The sequence below is a fragment of the Pirellula sp. SH-Sr6A genome (assembly GCF_001610875.1).
Classification (GTDB): domain Bacteria; phylum Planctomycetota; class Planctomycetia; order Pirellulales; family Pirellulaceae; genus JBKCUI01.
On sequence record NZ_CP011272.1, the window covers coordinates 4883663 to 4902886 of the forward strand.

Here is a 19224-nt window from a genome sequence, read left to right on the forward strand (position 1 = left end):
CATCAACTTCACTAATCTGGCTTAGTTTTATGAACACATCAGAAATCGGTCCCCACCTCCTGTGGCGCTTAGCGTCTAGCATAGGGTTCCCGTCCTCCACAGAAAGATTTTGCATTCGAACAAGCTCCTCGTTTGCTAAGCGAGTAAGCCAGTAAATTTCCCTTCCGGTGAGAGTTACTTGATACTTGCTAGTGTCGTTCAATTCTGACATTCGTTTCCCCTTGCCGTTATCTAGGCCGCACTAACCAAACATTTTTGCATCCTATCGAATTGTCGTCGATTCGCCACGACTGACACGATCCAACCACTCGGTGGATTCCAACGAAGACGCCAACTCATAAATTGCTGACGTTGCTCCCCAAGATTATTTAAGCAGCTTTTTGTTACTAATTTTTTCCATCGCTTCTTCAATTTGCGAGGATTTTTAATGCTCGACAACATCTTCATGTGTACTTTCCCTCCATCACTTCCAAAATTCTGAATGTGCCGCAATGACTTGCTATTTGGCATCTATGTCCAGCAAAGCCGGAACAATATGCGGAACCCAAAGCTGATTCCAAAACGCCATGAATTGCGGATCTGGTTTTGTTACTCCGTACTCCCACGCCTCACACAAATTGCTTTCGTCAACGTATCCACGCCAGTCGATGTACCCATCTTCGAGTTGCTCGATCAACTCCCATTCATGCCGCGACTTGTCTTTTGACAGATCGCCTTGCCGCCGCATCTGTAAGACAACTTTGCGAAGTTCGCTCACTGTTCCTTCGTCGTCTCGGACATAGAACTTCCCACCAAGAAACTTGCGACCTATGTAGTCGTAGTCGCAAGTAGCTAAGAACTTGGCAAGAGATTGCTTACCGATGGAGTACCAAGCGTAAGACCAGTCGCCGTATTCACTATCCACAAAGACGCGACCTCCAGACTCTCCCTCCCTGGTAGGCATCAATCCGTCCAGTACCACCCTAGCAACACCTAGCGGGCGTCGAACTCGTACTTCCAGCACAGTTTTCTTTTCGCATTCGACGTGTACTTTTTCTTCGGTATTTGCGGACATGTTTCGAATCCCTGCGGCTGCTAAAGCCTCTGTTGTCGGTGCATCGAATTGTAAGTGGATCGGGCAGGATTCGAACCTGCTTCATTCGACGGAGCGATCAACTCCCCGCCAAACTAGGACTCCCTACGCTAATCACCAGATGCCTCCAGTTTTCACGCCGCCGATCCGTTTGGCCGTCTCTCCGACCTGTCACGCCTCCGAAACCATTTGGCATCCTCGACCTGTACCGCATTGCTTTACATCGCAATGCGGCCCCGAATCGTCGGTTGTTTCGTGCCTCCCAATAACCATTTTTCGTCATCTGCGATCGCTGCGTTCCGATCCCAGCTCCGTCAGCAACTTATCGGTCTCGTCGCTGAAAAGGGGCTCACTTGCGTGCTCACCGTTGCCCTCTCTCACATTTGGTATTTCCACTAGCGGCTGGCTACTCCGCACTTCTAAACCATCGCTACAATTTGCGTTTTGCATCGTCTTTTGATCGCGTCTGCAAAGTGCAATGCTTCTTCCATTGTGCATTCGTCGAAGACAACTCGTCCTGTGTCTTCAACAACCTGATAAATCGCAAACGAAGCCTCGCACCAATGCGACGGATGACACCTATCTTTCGTGTCCGTCTTGTACCAAGCATTTGTTTCAGCACAATAAAAACCAAAGCAGTCTTGCTCACCATTATCTTCAAATCGCAAAACAACCTTCCGGCTGCTATTCGGCGGATCGTTAGCTAATCGCATAAAAACCTCTTTTCCCTTTTCTTCCCGCATTGATCAAAACATCTGTCTTATTCGTCGTCTTCCAATCCGGTCTTTTCAAAAAGACCGACATCGACGCTCATAAGCTCCATTTCGTCGACCGGAAGATCGTCCCAATGTCGCGTTATTTCGTACCGGACAGTCACAGCCTGCATCCAGCCACGCGGGCGCAACCTTGACTCCATAATGTTGTTTTCCGAACTGTACTGGTCAATGACACCATCTACCAATCCACATAGCTCGTCCTGCGTCATTCGCTCGGCATCCTCTTCGAGCAATTGCAGGTTCACGCAAACCGGCACCTTGACCTGCACTATCGTTTTCCCGTCTTCTTCTCGCATACCAAAAGCCATCATCACCCCTCCCCTTGCGGCTAAACCATCCGCTATTCTGATTTCTTCGGTCTATTAGCTGGCGGACGCTCGCTCAGCTTCTTTCGAATCTTCCACGGAAGCCTCTCCACGCACGCCTCGCCAATCCATTCGGATAGGCTTACACCTGCCTTTTGTGCTTCCTCTTCAAAAACCCTCCACCAATCTGGTGGTTGGGTTATGTTCTTTCTCTCGTTCGTCACTACGCAACCTTCAACACTTCGTAAATCCTTGGACTTTCCTTCGACTCTTGGCTTATGACGGCCTCTACCTCGTAATTCTTCCCGATTTGGAAAGAACCAGCAACTCGCGACCGAAAAAGAACTTTGTTGTGTACAGTTGCGTTTGGCTTGATGTCGACAATTTTGACCGCAAAGCACGGTGCACCCAAATCAACTTGTCCAAGATACTCCGCTGTAACGCTGTGCACTTCAGTAATCATTTTGCCGTCTCCTGGTTGGTGTCCGTTGCGGTGATGCTGTAATTATACACACACTATCGGCAAGAGTAAAGAACTATGCGCACACTTTTTAGAAAAAGATTCCAGCACCCACAAAAGAGGGGTGCGAGTCAATTGCGGACGTGTTCGGTGCATCGTCTTGTCTGTGACAGGCTGTCAAAAATCAAGTGAGGATGAACAATCCGCTATTGCCCGTCCGCAACGTGAGCTTCAGACCGCACGCAATCGCGCAGCAACTCCGCGACTCTATCCGATGTCACAATCCCTGCTTGCCCTAAGTAGCCGATTGCTTGCTGCATCTCCGGCGAATCCAGAATGATCGGCCAATCATTTGCTACCCACTGCGTGAGCATACCGACTATCCCCTGGACGGTTTCGTCTTGCGAGCCAGCCAGTGTAAGCATCTCACTCGCTGTGATGCGAGCGACAAACGCTTTGGCTTCCATGATCCTGGGATTCCACGGCAATGCTTCCTCTAGCTCTGCAATGCGAGCTTGTGCTGTCGCGAGTTGTGCCTGCAATGCGTCCCTCTCTGCGACCGCCGCCGCTGCAAACGCTTCTGCGAACTGTGTGAAGGCAGGATCGGAAGTGTCGGATAGAGGTACGGGATCAAGCTCAATCGCTTTCTCTCCGACTGTCAGCAGGTGGCGAACATGAACGCCCGCGATGGTTCCATCTGCATTAAATCGTGCCAATAATTCGTATGGTGTTGTAGTCATTAGTTAACCAACCAATTCAGCCCGTTTGAGAATACCTTCACCCGAGAAGTTCCGCCGCCTGCAACGTTGCTTCTGTACGTAGTAACGCTGCTATCAGTAACCTGTGCTTCTCTTCCTGCGTTAGAGGAGGCGTTTGGGAGCGTTGCCACGGTGTAAGTCCCTACGGAGAATGTTGCTCCGCATGCCAATGTTCCATTTACGGTGGTCGCTGGGGTGATCGTAAATGCGGATGCGGTTAGCGTGATCTGATTCGAGAAATTGATCGCGAAGGCAAGTTGCGTCAAAGCACTAATACGGAGACCTGGCGCCCCGGTAGTACTAAAAACGAGAGCATTGTTCGCGTTATTCCCCATGTCGATGGTCGATGATGTGCCGGACGACTGCACACGAAGATTCTTGTATGCCACCACAGCGCCGGAATTGCAAGACATTGCGGGTTGGCCATCATACAGAATCAATAGATCATTGTCGTAGTAGCCTGGGTATCCCATGATGACTTGGCCAATTTTCCCAAGCGTAGCCGTTGCATCCGACACTCGGATGCCCTGAAAGTTGGAGCCTTCAGATATTACTGATAGCGACTTCTGGACAGTCTGAGGCTGAGAGAATGTGTTGTTCAAGTTCGTTTGTGGAACGGTCGTAATCAAAGCCCAGGAATTTGAGCCAGTACGCTGCGCGAAGCCTGTACCCGACAATGCAGCAATCGCTGATAGGTCGGCGTCGCTCGGTTGCTTCCCGTCTAGTGCCGTTTGAAGATTCGTAACATCGGAAATCGGATGGCTGTGAACGATGGGAGCAAATGCAGCAACAATCTGTGAAGTTGTCGAGTATTCTGCAAGTGCGGCTTGCAGATCCGCATCTGTCAGCGGCTTTTTCTGTGCGTGGACTTTGCGGTCTGTCATTGGCCTTTTCTCCCGTCGTCTTCGCTCTTCGCCTGGCTTGACTGCGAGAAGAAGACTCGGCCAGCTTCCCATGCGCGAGTCAAAGCCATCTTCCCAAACTTGTCTCTCTCTTCTCCAACAGCGCCTACCAATGCCGCCAGACCAAGTGCAGGCCAATTAAAGGAGCCACTACGAGTAGCACTACCGAAAAAAAGAGTAACAATCCCGAAAGCGATAAACCCGCTTGTGCAACCAGTATTAACGACGTCCCAGATAGAGACACGGCCGCGCTTACGGCTGCTCCTACCCAACGACGCCGCAAAGCCGATGCCCCAGACAAGCGAGTGGAAAATGATTTCCTCTGTGGTGATTCCATGCACTCAGACCTCACTTACTTCCCAGTGCTTTCTTCCGGGCTTCTTCATACGAGTTCTTAGTCAGATACGTGTTGACTTCGAAGCGGAGACCGTCTCCATCTATGAGCTCGAACCACGGATAACGTTTTCCTGCGATCGCATCCTTCAACGGATCAGGGATTTTCCACCCGATCGTTTTCCACACTGGTAATTCGACTCGAACCCACCGGTCGCATGCAGGACAGTCAAACGATGCGGAGTGCACGATTATTGTGGGCTCCACGGCTTTCACTTCCTGGATCGATTCCGACTGCATTGGCTTCGCAATCATCGCCGCCTCCACTGCAGGAATTGGCTTTAACACGATCGGCTTAGGTGCTGGACATCCAAGCACAACAGCCGCCACGACCGCATAGATTCCAAACATCATTGATCGATGGAACATAGTTAAACCCTCAGTTTCGACTTCCAGTCCTCAATTGAAAACTTGCGAGGTTTCGCGGCGGGCATGTCGGAGATGCCAATCATTTCCGTCCATTGATGACGAAGCATTTGGCTGATAGCGTTCGGACTCCATTCATGCCACCCTGGATGCTCACGCGAGCCAACGTTCTGACCCCATGAATTCATAATCCACGCATAAGGCCTCCCTTGTGAGTCCACTCGATCCGACAAGCACAACCCAGCTATCGCGTGCCCACCCATTCCAGGAGAGAAGGATTCCACAACAGCTTTACTCATCGAGTTACCCCAGGCAATACCTATGTGGATTCCGCCTTGCAGGGAACCAGAGAAGGCGCGAAAGTCGTCGTAGGTCCGAATCTGCACCGCGCGCCCGATCTTGTACTTGGCTGCGTTCTCTGTAATCGCTTGCCAATTGCCCGGTCTAGTTGGCTGGTAGCGTCCGGTGTATGGCCACAATGGCTCTTCACAGAGCCCGACGTTCTTCGCCAACTTTACGCCGCCGCTAATGGTGCTTCCACGGTCTCCGTTGATGCCATCAATGCGTTGCGTCTCGTAATAACCCATCGCACGCGAGAGCTGTTGCCGTTGGCCGTTGGTCGCAATGACGTAACACCATTCCATACAGCTCGATAATGCGTGTCCTTGACACGACCCAACAGAGCCTTGGTTCTCAACAGGGATCAATTCGCGAGGGTCTAAACGCTGCTCTTCGTATGATCCAAACAGTGGAACGTTTCCTTCTGCATTTGGAAGCGACGAAAGGAACGCACGGTCCTCTTGTTCAATTGGGTAGCCGCTAAAGTCGCTCACTTGCCAGCCTCCAGTGCTTTTGCGAGTTCTTCCGTTTTGCCAGTGTCGATCGCTTCGGATAAACGATCAACATATGCCTGAAAGTCAGCAATTCGCTTCGTTTCGCTTTCTCTGTTGATCCATTCCAGCTTCGCTTGATCGTCTGCAAAAGTGTTGGCAGTGATGCCTTTGAGTATCGCAATCTTCGATACTCGATCAGCCTCGTAGCACTTCGCGAGGATCTTTGAGATTGGCTCAAGAACGACTGGCTTGTCGTCTTGCTTTCCGTCATCCGTGGAAGGCTTTCCGAGATACAACCAGCCCAGGACACAGACGACCGTCGCAAGGGCGATCGTCTGGCCCGTCCTGGTAGCGAAATCCCAGACGTTAGTTTGCTGCGAAGTTGTCATAGATTCGGCTGACCTGTTGAAGAACAATTGCTTTGAGTGCCGAATCCAACCAAGGCTCCACAAGATTTGGAACACCTGGGATGTCGATCGGTGCAACGTAAGCGTCGTATGCCTCAGCGACTTGTTTCAACAGGTCAGCCTTGGGCGGCAATGGGATGTTCAATCCGCGAATCCATTCACGGAAGTTTTCAATCAGTGCACCGCTTGCAGCAACTTGATTTCCGTTGAAGTTGCTGTGGAGTGCAAACGTATTTACCGGCATGGCTTGCTCCTTTGTGTGAGAGTTAGTACCCGTTCATAGATTCGGATCACCCCCTCTCTTTGGCTTGAGTTGAATCAATCTTATGCGATTGGTCCTGTTGCGTCACGCTTGCCAAAACGGATGGTACGCAACGTATCAGCGTGACCGAAAGAGACCTAATTTCGTCCGCCTGTTGCTTCGTCCAAAGATGGATACCAGCCGCGCTTAGCCAAGGCTTGGGAATCTTTCCAGAGTCTTGCCATCGTCGAATTGTTTGCCGTGATACATCGCAGTGCTTTGCTAGGTCAGCTTGCGAAAAGACTTCCATGAATCGACCTCCTGATTGTTAATCGACCGCCTCAATTATGATTTGCGTTTTCTGCTCGGCTTTCGTTTTGACTTTGACTTGCCGATAGCAGACTTCTTCGACGTACTTTGGAGAATCGTCTGCAATGACTCCGGCATGTACGAGTCCGTCAATTGCTGCTTTGCCGCTTGTCCCGTCTGCGTCTCGCAATCTTGCGAGATACGAAACGATCGTAATACGCACTCGTGTATCAAATGCCGGATCTTTGCGCGTCGCCAGTGATTCATCGCCAGCAATGCGTTCCAGGTAGGCAATACGATCGGCAACTCTAGGACCAACTTTCGCATGTCGCACTCCCATTTAGAAATCCTTTGAAAACTCGTTGTCGACCATCGCTGGGATAAACTCATACTTTGGTCCGTTGTATTCGAGAGACAGCTTACCGGTACCGCAATTTCGACCCTTCGCAAGTATCAATGTTGCGTCCTTCGATTGTCTGCTTTCTCGATGCAGCAACAAAACAGCGTCCGCATCTTGCTCGACTGAACCGCTGTTGCGTAATTGTGCAAGCGTCGGTATTGCAATCTGCTTTTCCTTTTCGGAGTCACGGTTCAATTGAGACAACGCAAGTATCGGAACCTTCTCGGATTTTGCTAGTTGCTTTAATCCTTTGCTGACCTTCTCAGTCACCTCCCACGCAGACTTGCGAGAGTCATCGCTGGACACCAAACCGATATAGTCAACCACGACAAAACCTAGTCTCTGCTTCGCGGAGTATTGCTTAACAAGCATCTCTAGCCTGTGCATTGTCAGGTTCGAACGGTCCTCCACATACAGAGGAATTTCGTTTTGATACGCAGTCGCTAATCCTTTCAAGCGATTTACGTCTCCGATTTGCAAAGTCCCATCGAGAATATGCTGCATGTTGATTCCCGTCTCGAACGCCATCGCTCTCGCTACGGTTTCCTGTGCAGACATCTCCAGCGATATGAACAGAGTTTTCGCACCGTCCTTTGCTGCATTGATTGCCATCTGTGCAGCCAATGCGGATTTGCCAACGCTAGGTCGTGCAGCCAAAACGATTAATTGACCATCGCGAAATCCACCCATCTTTAAATCGAGCGTGGATATTCCGCTAAACACTTTTCGAACCGGTTGCTGCGTCTCTTCTGACAACGCCAAGACATCCATCATGATGTCACCGGCTCGGCTCTTCCGCTTCGATAGTTGCGGGATAGATGCAAGTCCGCTGCTAAGCGAATCCGCAACGGAATCCACATCGCAGTCTTCTCGGTCGAGTTTTTCTAACGCATCCGCAGCTAGTTTCAACAGCCTTCGCTTCCGTCGTTGCTTCGTCAACGTGTGAATGTAAAAGTTCTCATTCGACGGCAACCCAGCTTCATTTGCGACCCTAGCAAGCGACGCCGGTGCAATACCACGCTTGCGAACTTCTACGGCTAGCGAAGTTAAATCTGCCATCGGGAAGTTACCACGACGCAACTCGCACAACACCGGCCAAATCTGGCTAGCATCGCTGTCGACGCATCGGTAGTCGTGGAGTTCTATTTCGCATCGATCGATTATCGACGGATGAATAATCATCAACCCGACCAGTGCACGCTCAGCGCGTGTGGTCTCGGTATCGCGAGTCTCAGGTATGCTAAGCATCGAGATCCTCGTATTCGGCTAGTGGGTCATAGACTACTCCAACCGGAGTTTTGCTTTCGTACTTGCCCTCCATGATCTTCGTCACCGAGTCTGGTTTCAAAAACCAATCCAGGTCAGCACGCCAACCCCGATCGTTGTCACCGTTGAGGAACGGCATCTCGACAGCGCGTTCGATTGACTCCCGCCAGTTGTCCAACCACCATCGGTCTTCCAGCCTGGCTCGGAACGCCTTTCGTCGCTTGTCGGTAAGCCGATCCTTTCGCCGCATCCGGTCGTTCCAGATGGTCAAAAGTTCTGTTTCTTCGGATCGATAGACCTCCTCTTTTTCTTCTTTTCTTCTATCTATCTCTATCTCTATCTCTGGTGACGCTGTTGTTACACTTTTTGCGCTACATTTTTGCGACGCCTTTTTTCGATAAACTTGCATTCTTTCCTGTGAATGAGCACGTTTTTTAGCGTTCTCCGACAGGTGCCGATCGTAATTAGGGACTTCGAGCGAGCCATTGCGGACCCGAAGCCAACCAACTTCGATGAGCGTTTGTGCAAATCCGTCGCAATTCAGAAGCGCATCGAGCGCTACAGGTGTTACACCAATTGCGCTACCGGTTTCTAGGTTGTCGTCGCACCAAATCCAGAACCGAACACACAGCCCGAAGGCGTGGTCCAGGTGCAAATTCAGCTTGGACGCAATCCGCAAAACCTCCGGCTTCCGTGCCGTCACCTTCTCCACTTTCACCCATTGAAAGCTCATGACTACGCCTCCATGCCTTCCAGCACGTCCGCAAGCTCACGCAATACCGCTTGCCTACGCACGTCTGTTTCCTCCCGCTGGAGCCTACAGACCTCACACTCGCAGCGTGCGTCTATAACCCCAAACTCGCATTCCAAATTGAACACGTCGTCCATTCTCCTGACCTTCCTTTTCTCGGTCCTTAATTCCATCAAGTCCTAACGACGGGAGTTGAACCCGCTATTCCTCGCTGTGCGAAGCGTGTTGCCTGGATTACACCACGTTAGGAGGCAATCTATTCATCTTCTCCAAACGCCTCACGAATCAACGGTTCGCATGAACCGCAGCACGTCATCGCCCACACCTTGATGGGGTTCTTTTTGTTTTCGATCCATACTCCAGCTTCGTACTGTTGCAGATAGCACATATCTCCGCATTGGTCGCATTGGCTACCGTCCGGATCGACTTCTTCAATCTTGCGAATGAACTTTACGTAGATCGTTAAACTAGCCATTTGCAACCGCCCTTCTCAGTTCATCCTTACACTGCTGCGGCATGGCTTTCGGTTCAACACCAACCAGCCGCGCCGTTTCGTAAAACGCAACTTTGTTCGCCTCCGCTTCGTTCACCCCGCCATCGATAACCATGATTGCGACGCGCTCGCGGAACAGTTCGATGATGTCGGTGTCGGTCATTGCGTTTCGTCGAAGCATGTCTTGCAGAACTCTGCTGCAATACCGATAAGCCTTCGAAGCGACTCATAATGCCTAGCACCCTCATCGGTTGATAACGATGGCAATTCAAGCTCTTCTAAAAAGGTTCCAAATCGAATCATCTTCTCTCGATCTGGCTTCATTTCTTCTATTCTTTTTGCTTGCTCGGCTGCTTCGATGGCGTCAAGTCGCTCTTGCTCTTTTCTCTCTTCTTCCTCCCATAATCGTTGCTTGATGGCTCGATCTGCCTCTTCTCGTTCCCACTGCTCTCGATCTAGCCGATCCTTCTCAGCTTGAATCGCCGCCCGTTCAGCTTCGAGCTTTTCGCGTTCAATACGCTGCGCCTCTTCGATCTTGGCTCGCTCTTCTGCAAGTCGCTGCCGTTCTATAGCTTGCTCGGCTTCGATACGTTCCCGCTCGATCCGTGCAGCCTCATCGGCCTCTTTCCGTTGCCGATCTAGTTCGGCGCGTTCTGTGGCTAGGCGTTCTTCTTCAATCCGCATAGCCTCGCGTCGTTCAGCTTCTTCCTTGGCCTTCCTCTCTGCCTCTTGCTGCTCAAGACGCTTTGCTTCTTCCCAGGCCTGCTTTGCGGCTGCAAAATGACTATCAAACTCCTCGTCGCTCCAGTCAGAGACAACCATTGGATTGATTCGCGAATTGACGGATGCCAATAGCTCTAAACGAGCGTCGATTTTCTTTCGCTTAGCTTCTTCCGCTTCCCGCTTAACCCGTTCTTTCTCTTCGTCCACTCGTGATTTCTCGGCCTTCAATGGCTCTTCTATTTCTTCGAGGCGTTTCGTGAGTCGCTTTGCTTCAGCGTCAACTCTTCGACCGTACTCAAGTGCATCCTCTTTCAGCTCCTTGCGGCACTTCTCGACATCAGTCCGAAGAGTTCGGCACACGGCGATTGCCTTTGTGCATCGCTCATAGTCCTTGCTGTCGAGGATCTTTATCCCTGTGAACTCGGCTCGGATTTCGTCAATCTTTGCATCCGATACGCGATACAAAACCGGAACAGACCCACTGACTATCAACTCTTGTTTTGTTTCAACTACAGTAGCCATAAATCACCTTTAGGTAAGAAAATTAAATGCCGGTGCACGTCCACGTTCCAAGACGCCACCGGCTGCACCGATTGGGCGAGTGAAGCAACCCGGCTCAAGTGCGCACCAGACCATTCAGGGTGTTCAGCTCCACCACCCAAGGCAGCCCAGCCTTTGTCTCAGTCAAATAAAGTCCCTTGCATCGGTTTCGCTGTGACAGCAACACTGATGTTGCCGCCTACCTCGACTAGCTTGCCGCTGTCGATTAACGATTGCAGTTCACGTCGCCAATGCTCAGCACTAGCACGCGGCCATGCTGCACCGCTTTCGCCTAGCATGGCTAGTTCTCCAGCAAGCTCGTAAATGCTCGACGGCTGTGCACCGCGAACGAATTGGAGGAGGTCGTCGGTCATTAAAAAGGAACCTCGACGTCTGCCATTATGCGATCTCTGATGTACCGCAGAAACCGAACCTCTTCCGTCGTGATTTCTTCGATTCCCCTTCCAAGAGCACCGTCGTAAATCACTTTTTCGTCAGTGCCGGTATTGTGGTGCGTCAGAAGATGTGACTCGATTATCATGCTGATGCAGGAAAGCCTTGAGTTGAGTCGAACTCTCTCCTTATCCGCCTTTGTACGCAACTGGTCTAGCAATTCATCCTGACGCTTGACCTTTGACTCGCACAGCGATAAGTTGCGAATTGCGATGTCGAAATCGTTTGCGAGCTGCTGGTACTTATCAGCCCATTCATCGCAAATCTTTTCTTTTGCGTCCAACATCACCTGGAGTTGTTGTTTCGTCGGTGTCTTCATGATTACTCTGTGTCTCCCGTTTCGTTCGCACCAATCAGCGGCATAGCAGCCTTGGAGAGCCTCTGCGTGACCGCCACGCTCACCGCATCGATAATCCTGTCGTCGTCTCGCTCCATAGCGTCCGCTTGCTCTGGAGACAAAGGCAGCCACTTGGAAGCCCGACGATAAACGGTCTTCTTCGCCATCTCGGTATAGTGGTCTTTCCACGGTCCCGAATTTCCTGACCTCGACTTCGCCTTTATCGCGTCGATTTCCGATGCCGTCATGACTTCGTGCTTCTCGATTCCGTCAGCCATCGTTACCACGCAATAGGCAGCTCGAAAATGTCCCTTGTGTTCCGGCTTATTTGCGTCGTCTCGGAACTCCCAAGGAATATGCTGGCAAACAGTCCCTAGCGAATAAACAAAGATGTCACCCTCAAAAACAACATCGGCATGGATCTTCTTGACCCATCCGCTTCGATACGCGAGAGTCACTAAACCCTTGTAATCCAAGACCAGCGTGCACTCAGTCCCGTAAGGAATGAGGTGCGCGTGGCGTCCGTCTGGCTCCAGTCCCCAAGAGGACAAATCCAAAAGGCAACGCATGAAGCTTTCTGGCGTGCAATCGGCTAGCTTCGGAGTTCGGGACACTGCGTTGAGTGCAATACGCATCACTCGCTCCGGTGCCATGTGCTTGGGTGCAACGCTGGCTATCTGCGTCTTCAACGCGTCGCTCTTTAGCCAGTCCTTAATTCCGTTCGGCTTCTTTGCAATCGCCGTTTCCGGCTTCGCTTCTTTCGTTGCTTCACTCACTTACTTGCTCTCCTTCGTATTGATAAATCCCACTCTGATACCAACGTGGCAACGACAACGTGTTGATGCCCTTGGAAAACTCTGGTGACCAGTCGTCGTTTGCGAGTCGTACTCGATACTCTGCAATCAACGTCTCCAGTTCTTGCTCTCCCTTTTCGATTGCATCGAAATCCAGCTCGTAGATTGCCGATTCAAATGGTGCAGAAGTCTCAACAACGACGAACAGGAATCGGAAGTACTCGCCATACTTCTCCTGCAATGCGTGGCGATAGAACGCCGCTTGCCGATGGTAGCCATACTCCGCGACAGACTTGGAGAAAGCTGCTGGGCTGGCACCCTTTGCGGTCTTGATGTCGAAGCAAAGACGAGATCCAACATGCACCATGTCCGGCTTGCATCGGCAATCATAGTTTGCGAAAGTAAAGTCGATTCGCTCTTCTATGACCGACTCGGTAATTAGCTTTGCGAATAACTTAAAGTCTTGGTGCCATAGAATAGAACTCGCACAAAGCGACGCAAGCTGTGCATCTGCTTCGGTAACCAATTCCTTGCCAATCGCCAACTCCTGCGACTGAGCCCACGCTGCTTTTCCTTCCTTCGTTCGCCTGTCAACCTTCGGTGCAATGTAGTACCGATTAGGAATCTCCTCCGGCTCCAGAACAAGCGTATGCAGATAGCTACCAAATCGCATTGCGTCCGTTGGCTCTTCCGCCTCTCCGAGTATGTACCGCTGGTAAAACAGCCTTGGCGACCTCTTCAATAGCGACATCATCGAGTTGCTAATGCGGCTCGTGTCCGCATGGTATTCAGCATCGCTTTTCATCTCACTGCTTTCTTTCTCAAAGGAAAACTCGTGCACCCAATTAACTCTTGCGTTAAATCGTCGTAGGAGCGACCGCCCCCAACAGTCCCGTCTTTGTTTCGCTCGGACTCGACGCCGCTTTCGGAAACGATGACAAGCTTGCGTAGGTACGGGTCGTATCGCTCGACGTACCAGACAGCTCCGTCGCGAGCGACCCAGAACTCGGTGGGGAATGGTCGGATTGTCATACTCTGAACCGTCCTTTCCTCACGAAGTTTGTCTTCGCTCGGCAAATGCACCCTTTGCACTCGCCGAATTCAATAGTCTTCTTGTCCGCCAAACAGCCGCATTCAGTGCATCGCTGCACGTCTTTCGGCTCCCGCTTCTCGTTGTTCTTAGGCTTCTTCTCCGACTCAATGCGGAGCTGCCGTTGCACCTTGATAATTTCAAACGCTGGAAAATCCATCTCCGCTATTTGCTTTGCCGTTGCACCTTGCCGCAGCAAACTGCGAATCTGCGGCATGCGGTCCTTTGCGTTCGTGTACGGCTTGACTTTCTTAAACGTCATCAGCTAGCCATTCCTTTCCGTTCTCGCTCTGCTTCCGCGCGCATCGAACAAGCACGGCACACTCCACCACGGAGTCCGTTCTCATAGCACTTGTGTCGACATGTCTTGCAGCGAACTATCTGCGTGCGAACACTTGGCAATGCGGTCCTAATCTCGCATCGCTCAATCGCTTCACTGACTGCATCAAGCGGAAATCCCATCGACCATAATTCACGCTGGCTTTTCCCCTGCATGAACAGCATGCGAATCTTCTTAACTATCCCTGCTTCTGCTCTCATCGGAACCGCGTCTCCATACACTCCAACGACTTGATTGACTCGTGCCAGTACATGAAGCAATCGAAGTCCGATTCCCACACCATCACTTCGCAGTTTCCAAAGAACTCGTGAGCAAGAGACCTGCTAATGTCGCTAATGTGGATTGCAACGGAGTTCTCTCGTGAATGATGCGAGTGTCGTTCTAATTGAAAGAATCGCTCCACGCTTTCGCTGTAGTGCGTCTCCTTCCTCTTGACGAGCTTCCCGCTTGAATCGAGATAGACAACCTCAGGCATCAGTCCGAATATCCGTGTGACACGCGCACCGATATAAAGCAACTCCGGTGGAGTCTTATTGAACCAACCCATTCGCAAGCTCCTTTGCTTTCTGTTGACGCTCGAATACTTCTTGACGCAAGATGGTGACTTCCCTCGGTGCCTCGACAGCAAGCCGTACCTTGCCGTTCCGCGCCGCAACAAGTGTTACAACAATGTCGTCACCAATCAAAATCCGTTCATTTAACTTCCGTTCCAAAATCAACATCCGTAGCTCCTTGCTAAAAAGAATCCTAAACCGACCCAAAGCCCAACATCGGGAATCGAACCCGACTACAGACCACGCCCAATAATCTGTAGCCACGCCAATGGTGTTGGTGGATAACCTCGCCATGCCCTACCATGCCCAGCCAAGCCGGACCCAACCACGCCGCACCGAACCGCGACTACTTCGCTACCACTTCGTACACGCTGGCTTTGCTTCCAGTCTGTTTGCATGCACGAACGCCAACGACACGGATGAAACCATGCCGCTCTATTTCTTTCGCTCTCTTGCGTATCGACTGTGCTAGATGCGGGTCGCTCGTCACAAACGCAGCAACCTCATTCGCAGTCGCTTGACCAAGCTGCGTGAGCGCCTCAACGAACTGCAAACGCAATCCACGCAGACGCGGTGAAAGCTCTTCGGCTGCTATGTGCGATGTCTCCGGATCGGAGCGACGCGCATCCCAATCGAAAAGATCCAATGCAGTTTCCATAGCCAGCCCTCCATAGCTGATGACCGACTACAGACTCGCATCAACGACGCTAGGCAATGCAGGCTTCGGAATCGGAGCCCATGCCGTGTAGATGTCGCCAAAGTTCTCTTGCACGCATCCACCAAGCTCAACAACAACCTTCTCTTGGTCGTCGAGAACCTGGACCGCGTGCACGAACTCCAACCAAGGAAGACCTTCGCTCGTGAATCGCCATTCCACAGAAGCCATATACACCTCCATTGCGGGCATCCATTGCCATCACCGGCATGCCCAAAAGTCGTGATTCGACTTGGTTGGCAGAACGCCAAAGAAGTCGTGTTGATTACCAACCAGGCTCGCTTCTCACGGCTAACCTGATTTGCTTACTGTACCAAATGGAGGTTCAGGTGCAATAGAGATTGCTAAGAATTTTTTGGAGGTTTTCCAGGACCGCGTTTTTCCCTGTTGTATCGGTCGCATTCCGCGCGGGTGAAAAGCAAGGAAGTCCCTATCTTTCCGTAGGGCTGTAGTAGATTCCTCTTGCAGTAGGTGCGCACCGTGTCCTCGGCAACGTGCAGGTAAATAGCTGCCTCTTTCGTGGTGAAAAATTCGTCGTTTTGTCCTTTGATGGTCATTATCATGGTCTCGCTATTGTATTCAGTGGCGGTCCAATTACAACGGAAAAGAATCCCGCGACGGGTGAGAACTGATTCCAACACGAGAACCAATACCGTCACGGGAAAAAACCAGCCTCTGCCATCGCAAACGCGAACAGCTTTAGCGGGTAACGGAGGACAAGGGATTCGAACCCTCAACCGGTTTCCCGGCGCCTGATTTCGAATCAGGTTCCTAACCATTCGGCTATCCTCCATCAGAGCGGGGGCATTTTAGCCGAAAATCCCTTTATCTCGCAATCCCTACCAAGCCGACGTAGCGTCCTTCAAAAGCTCTAAAAAGACCCGAGCCAATGCGGGATCGGCTCCTAAAGTTCTCGTAATCCACCAAGTGATCCCGGAGCCGGCCGCGCGGCGTTCTCGAATTCGTTGCCGCAATTGGTCGATCAATTCCCCTTCAAATAGCAGGTGCGGTTGCACAATGACCGTGTCACATCCCGAGCGAGAAGCCCGTTCCAGAAGGTCATCGATGTCGGGCTTGCCACCCGCGAAAAAACCGGTTTCACTCCACGCGACCAAGGATTCTTTGCAGCGAAGCTCGGTGAACAATCGCATCTTTTCCAAGGCGTCCCGGTCGCTGGTCCCCCGGCCCACCATCGCCAACGCGACAGAGTCCCCTCCCCCCCCGCCTTCCCCGGACCTTCGAACGCCGAGCCACTGAGCAAGCGGACAATCGCCGGGACGGTCCGGTGCCGAATCGCAACGAGCATTTGGCAACTCCCCAGCAGCACATCCCCCGCTCGGGCAATGAACTCCTCCGGGCAAACCCAAAATCTCATCGAATCGAAGCTTGGAGAGAGCTAAAACCGCCGGATGAACTTCCAAGGACGCAGTTTGCGCTAACACCCTCAGTCCAAGCCCCTCGGCGGAAGCAGCCACCGCATCGGGAATGTCCGACTTCGCATGGGCCGCAGTAAAGAGTAGGACCGGGACAACCACGACCGCCTCACAGCCCTGCTCGCGGAGCTTGCAAAGCCCCTGCTCTATATCAGGCTCTGCTAACTCCAAAAAACACGCTTCGACAGGGGTGCCCGGCAAAAGGGAAGCGATCTGATCGCTCAATAGAAGCAATTGTTCCTGTCCTGCGAGCTTGCGGGTCCCGTGTCCAACAACCAGTACCCCCGCATTTCGACCATTCAGTCGATCCCCAATCGGATCGGCAACCTCGTCTCGACTCGAAGAAATCGACTTGGCGTGAGGGACTTGTTCGAACACGGAGGTGCACCTAGGTATGCGGATGAGAGGAGATGATCCAGTGCAAAAACAGGCAGGCTACGAAGACTGGGAAAGATGAGTTTGCGGATTGAATCGGCATTTACGTTTGGGACGTTTGTAATGGTAACCAACCGCCAAGTCGTTCAGAAAAATGTCGACTTTTCCTAAAGATCGGGACGGTAACACCTTGGGATGCTAAAACACCCCAGCGGCCGTTTTTCTTATTTGAAACGTTCGAACTTGTAAACCAGAATTAGCTCGCCTGTGCGCCGATTTTCTCAAGCCCCAACACCTTGAGTTCGCGGGATGCACGAACTTCCAGGGAGTCGATACCGAATGAGCCAACCCATGAGCCTGCGTAACCGACGTCAAAATGCCTTCCGCGCTTTTTTGCTCGTCGGGGTTTGCACCGTTTCCCCATTTGCCTCGAATTCACCCCTATTCGGACAACAAGCTTGCGAGGAAGTCGCTCGCTATCGCATCCAGTCCGAAACCGTCTGGGAACCTGTCCAAGTCACGGTGATGAAGGTGGAGTACGAGGATCGGACTCTCGAAAAAGAGGTTGTCAGTTATCGCCCCACCTATCAGGAACGCGTGGAGAAGCGGCAATACACAGTTCGAAAACCGGTCACCGAAACCTCCAAAAGAGTGGAGCAAGTCACGGTCTACAAACCGGTGATGAAGGAAGAGTGGGTTGACGAAACAACCATGGTTACGGAGACCGCGCAGGTCGAACAAGTTGTCACCCGTCAACGACCTGTGACCGAAACCCAGTATCAAACCCGACAGATCGTGGTGCAAAAACCAGTCACCGAAACTCTGATCCAAACTCAGAACTATTTGGTGCAGCGGCCTGTTACGGAGACGACATACCAAACTCAGCAATACACCGTGCAACGGCCTGTCTCTGAAACAACTCTGCACACACAGAACTATACGGTGCAGCGACCCGTCACGGAAACGACCTACCAAACCCAGAACTACACTCAACTGCAGCCGGTCACGACCTACCAGCCTGTCGTGGCGGATGTGGGAGGGTACGTTCCCCAGCAATACTATCACCCGGGTGACACGACGTATCGACTCAGGTGGCAACCGGGCGGATACAACGTCAACGCGCAAACCGGTTCCGCCGCTTACCGTATGGGTGGACTCGGCTGGGTTCCTTACCAATCGGCCGGTCAAGTCGTCACGCAAAACGTCTACCAACCGAACGTTCAGCAATTCGCGGTTCCGCAGACCAGCTACATGCCCCAAACGGTTCAACAGCAAGTCCCGGTGACCACGACTCGCATGGTGAACGAAACCATGCAGCAACAAGTTCCGGTCACGACCATGAAACTGCAATCGGAAATCGTCCAGCAGCAGATCCCCGTGACCACGACGCGCATGCAATCGGAAATTGTCCAACAACAAACTCCCATCACGCGCACGCGCATGGAGAGCGAAGTTGTTGAAGAAAAGATTCCCGTCCAAGTCCAAAGGATGGAGACCTATCAAGAAAAAGTGGTTGTGCCTCAAACCGTTCAAAAGCCAGTCACCCGGAAAGTCGCTCGCCAAAAACTGGAGTACGTACCCGAAGTCGTCGTGCGTGAAGTGCCGGTCGAGCTGACGACCTACAAAGAGGAAGTCGTCTCGGAAGATGTCGTGATTCGAACTCCGGTCACCGAACGAGTCGTCACGAAAGTACAAGTGCCTCAGCGCATTGCGAGAACAGTCCCTGTCACCGAGACGCGCATGGTCCCCCGCACACGCATGGTGCGAATCCCTATCGATATCTACGGCAATCCGATCGTGAGCAGCCCGGTCGTCACCGCGAGCGCGACAGGCACGAACGCCTCTGACGCAGTCAAGCAAGCGTCGGGTGGAGAGAAATCCCTTTTGAATAACGATTCCGGCACCCCGCAACGTTCGAACAAGCCTGAGTCGGAATCCGAACTTCCCGCTCCTAGCCCGAAAGCGGCCAAGGAAACGCCGGCACCTCAGGCGGAAGAGCCCAAAAAGGAATCCCCGTCCGACAAACCGCCAACCAGCGGTGAATCGGCACTCCGTATCAGCCCTCCCGAAGGTGATTCCCCCTCGGCAGCGGCCACGCCCGATCGCATTCGGACCCGAGAAGACGACTGAGCAAGAAT

Annotated in this window: 31 protein-coding genes, 1 tRNA gene and 1 pseudogene; 1 reads left to right on the top strand and 32 read right to left on the bottom strand. The window is 52.0% G+C overall.

Features of this window, described 5'->3' with window-relative positions:
- Positions 1-499: 499 nt before the first annotated feature.
- The 32 genes and pseudogenes from VN12_RS18775 to VN12_RS18925 all read right to left on the bottom strand — a co-directional run bounded on the left by VN12_RS18775 (position 500) and on the right by VN12_RS18925 (position 17089).
- The gene (locus VN12_RS18775; protein WP_146675262.1) at positions 500-1054 is read right to left on the bottom strand and encodes a hypothetical protein; all 555 of its coding nucleotides are present in this window, start codon (positions 1052-1054) and stop codon (positions 500-502) included.
- Positions 1055-1109: 55 nt separating this feature from the next.
- Positions 1110-1177: pseudogene (locus tag VN12_RS25930) on the bottom strand.
- Positions 1178-1491: 314 nt separating this feature from the next.
- Positions 1492-1815 carry a hypothetical protein gene (locus VN12_RS18780; protein ID WP_146675259.1) on the bottom strand — a complete coding sequence of 108 codons (324 nt, stop codon included), beginning with the start codon at positions 1813-1815 and terminating at the stop codon, positions 1492-1494.
- Positions 1816-1832: 17 nt separating this feature from the next.
- On the bottom strand, positions 1833-2159 hold the full coding sequence (locus VN12_RS18785; RefSeq protein WP_146675258.1) for a hypothetical protein: 327 nt from the start codon (positions 2157-2159) through the stop codon (positions 1833-1835).
- A gap of 217 nt (positions 2160-2376) precedes the next feature.
- Complete coding sequence (locus VN12_RS18790; RefSeq protein WP_146675257.1) at positions 2377-2616, bottom strand: hypothetical protein; 240 nt, start codon at positions 2614-2616, stop codon at positions 2377-2379.
- Between the two features lie 203 nt (positions 2617-2819).
- On the bottom strand, positions 2820-3353 hold the full coding sequence (locus VN12_RS18795; protein WP_146675256.1) for a hypothetical protein: 534 nt from the start codon (positions 3351-3353) through the stop codon (positions 2820-2822).
- The gene (locus tag VN12_RS18800; RefSeq protein ID WP_146675255.1) at positions 3353-4255 is read right to left on the bottom strand and encodes a hypothetical protein; all 903 of its coding nucleotides are present in this window, start codon (positions 4253-4255) and stop codon (positions 3353-3355) included. Before VN12_RS18800 ends, VN12_RS18795 begins: the two co-directional genes overlap by 1 nt.
- Before the next feature lie 366 nt (positions 4256-4621).
- Positions 4622-5035, bottom strand: a complete 414-nt coding sequence (locus VN12_RS18805; protein WP_146675254.1) for a hypothetical protein — start codon at positions 5033-5035, stop codon at positions 4622-4624.
- Between the two features lie 2 nt (positions 5036-5037).
- On the bottom strand, positions 5038-5865 hold the full coding sequence (locus VN12_RS18810; protein WP_168164149.1) for a C1 family peptidase: 828 nt from the start codon (positions 5863-5865) through the stop codon (positions 5038-5040).
- Positions 5862-6254: a hypothetical protein gene (locus VN12_RS18815; RefSeq protein WP_146675252.1), complete on the bottom strand. Its 393-nt coding sequence runs from the start codon at positions 6252-6254 to the stop codon at positions 5862-5864. The genes VN12_RS18810 and VN12_RS18815 overlap by 4 nt, the downstream gene beginning before the upstream one ends.
- Positions 6232-6516 carry a hypothetical protein gene (locus VN12_RS18820; protein ID WP_146678265.1) on the bottom strand — a complete coding sequence of 95 codons (285 nt, stop codon included), beginning with the start codon at positions 6514-6516 and terminating at the stop codon, positions 6232-6234. Before VN12_RS18820 ends, VN12_RS18815 begins: the two co-directional genes overlap by 23 nt.
- Before the next feature lie 46 nt (positions 6517-6562).
- Positions 6563-6823 (bottom strand): MerR family DNA-binding transcriptional regulator, encoded by a 261-nt coding sequence (locus VN12_RS26240; RefSeq protein ID WP_146678266.1) that lies wholly within the window; start codon positions 6821-6823, stop codon positions 6563-6565.
- Positions 6824-6841: 18 nt separating this feature from the next.
- The gene (locus tag VN12_RS18830; protein ID WP_146678267.1) at positions 6842-7162 is read right to left on the bottom strand and encodes a hypothetical protein; all 321 of its coding nucleotides are present in this window, start codon (positions 7160-7162) and stop codon (positions 6842-6844) included.
- Positions 7163-8470, bottom strand: a complete 1308-nt coding sequence (locus VN12_RS18835; protein ID WP_146675249.1) for a replicative DNA helicase — start codon at positions 8468-8470, stop codon at positions 7163-7165. It abuts the gene before it with no gap.
- Complete coding sequence (locus tag VN12_RS18840) at positions 8463-9221, bottom strand: hypothetical protein (protein WP_146675248.1); 759 nt, start codon at positions 9219-9221, stop codon at positions 8463-8465. The genes VN12_RS18835 and VN12_RS18840 overlap by 8 nt, the downstream gene beginning before the upstream one ends.
- 274 nt (positions 9222-9495) lie before the next feature.
- Complete coding sequence (locus VN12_RS18845; RefSeq protein ID WP_146678268.1) at positions 9496-9714, bottom strand: hypothetical protein; 219 nt, start codon at positions 9712-9714, stop codon at positions 9496-9498.
- Positions 9707-9895, bottom strand: coding sequence for a hypothetical protein (locus VN12_RS18850; RefSeq protein ID WP_146678269.1), 189 nt, complete (start codon positions 9893-9895; stop codon positions 9707-9709). The genes VN12_RS18845 and VN12_RS18850 overlap by 8 nt, the downstream gene beginning before the upstream one ends.
- On the bottom strand, positions 9892-10977 hold the full coding sequence (locus VN12_RS18855) for a hypothetical protein (protein WP_146678270.1): 1086 nt from the start codon (positions 10975-10977) through the stop codon (positions 9892-9894). Before VN12_RS18855 ends, VN12_RS18850 begins: the two co-directional genes overlap by 4 nt.
- Before the next feature lie 158 nt (positions 10978-11135).
- Positions 11136-11369: a hypothetical protein gene (locus VN12_RS18860; RefSeq protein ID WP_146675243.1), complete on the bottom strand. Its 234-nt coding sequence runs from the start codon at positions 11367-11369 to the stop codon at positions 11136-11138.
- A complete protein-coding gene (locus tag VN12_RS18865) occupies positions 11369-11767 on the bottom strand; it encodes a hypothetical protein (RefSeq protein WP_146675242.1) in 399 nt (132 codons plus the stop codon). The genes VN12_RS18860 and VN12_RS18865 overlap by 1 nt, the downstream gene beginning before the upstream one ends.
- Positions 11768-11769: 2 nt before the next feature.
- Entirely contained in the window at positions 11770-12561 is a 792-nt protein-coding gene (locus VN12_RS18870) for a recombinase RecT (protein WP_146678271.1), read from the bottom strand.
- A complete protein-coding gene (locus tag VN12_RS18875; RefSeq protein WP_146675240.1) occupies positions 12554-13384 on the bottom strand; it encodes a PD-(D/E)XK nuclease-like domain-containing protein in 831 nt (276 codons plus the stop codon). The genes VN12_RS18870 and VN12_RS18875 overlap by 8 nt, the downstream gene beginning before the upstream one ends.
- On the bottom strand, positions 13381-13611 hold the full coding sequence (locus VN12_RS18880; RefSeq protein ID WP_146675239.1) for a hypothetical protein: 231 nt from the start codon (positions 13609-13611) through the stop codon (positions 13381-13383). The genes VN12_RS18875 and VN12_RS18880 overlap by 4 nt, the downstream gene beginning before the upstream one ends.
- A complete protein-coding gene (locus VN12_RS18885; protein WP_146678272.1) occupies positions 13608-13931 on the bottom strand; it encodes a hypothetical protein in 324 nt (107 codons plus the stop codon). Before VN12_RS18885 ends, VN12_RS18880 begins: the two co-directional genes overlap by 4 nt.
- The gene (locus tag VN12_RS18890; protein WP_146678273.1) at positions 13931-14209 is read right to left on the bottom strand and encodes a hypothetical protein; all 279 of its coding nucleotides are present in this window, start codon (positions 14207-14209) and stop codon (positions 13931-13933) included. Before VN12_RS18890 ends, VN12_RS18885 begins: the two co-directional genes overlap by 1 nt.
- Positions 14206-14556, bottom strand: a complete 351-nt coding sequence (locus VN12_RS18895; protein WP_146678274.1) for a hypothetical protein — start codon at positions 14554-14556, stop codon at positions 14206-14208. Before VN12_RS18895 ends, VN12_RS18890 begins: the two co-directional genes overlap by 4 nt.
- Complete coding sequence (locus VN12_RS18900) at positions 14540-14731, bottom strand: carbon storage regulator (RefSeq protein WP_146678275.1); 192 nt, start codon at positions 14729-14731, stop codon at positions 14540-14542. Before VN12_RS18900 ends, VN12_RS18895 begins: the two co-directional genes overlap by 17 nt.
- Positions 14732-14909: 178 nt before the next feature.
- Positions 14910-15221 (bottom strand): hypothetical protein, encoded by a 312-nt coding sequence (locus tag VN12_RS18905; RefSeq protein ID WP_146678276.1) that lies wholly within the window; start codon positions 15219-15221, stop codon positions 14910-14912.
- 27 nt (positions 15222-15248) lie between these two features.
- Entirely contained in the window at positions 15249-15449 is a 201-nt protein-coding gene (locus VN12_RS18910; RefSeq protein ID WP_146678277.1) for a hypothetical protein, read from the bottom strand.
- A gap of 173 nt (positions 15450-15622) precedes the next feature.
- Complete coding sequence (locus VN12_RS26850; protein ID WP_409994285.1) at positions 15623-15841, bottom strand: helix-turn-helix domain-containing protein; 219 nt, start codon at positions 15839-15841, stop codon at positions 15623-15625.
- 147 nt (positions 15842-15988) lie between these two features.
- Positions 15989-16070 (bottom strand) — tRNA-Ser (locus VN12_RS18920).
- A gap of 47 nt (positions 16071-16117) precedes the next feature.
- Positions 16118-17089, bottom strand: coding sequence for a sirohydrochlorin chelatase (locus VN12_RS18925; protein WP_146678279.1), 972 nt, complete (start codon positions 17087-17089; stop codon positions 16118-16120).
- A gap of 348 nt (positions 17090-17437) precedes the next feature.
- Between VN12_RS18925 and VN12_RS18930 the strand changes: the two genes are divergently transcribed.
- Positions 17438-19216 carry a hypothetical protein gene (locus VN12_RS18930; protein WP_168164497.1) on the top strand — a complete coding sequence of 593 codons (1779 nt, stop codon included), beginning with the start codon at positions 17438-17440 and terminating at the stop codon, positions 19214-19216.
- Positions 19217-19224: the final 8 nt, after the last annotated feature.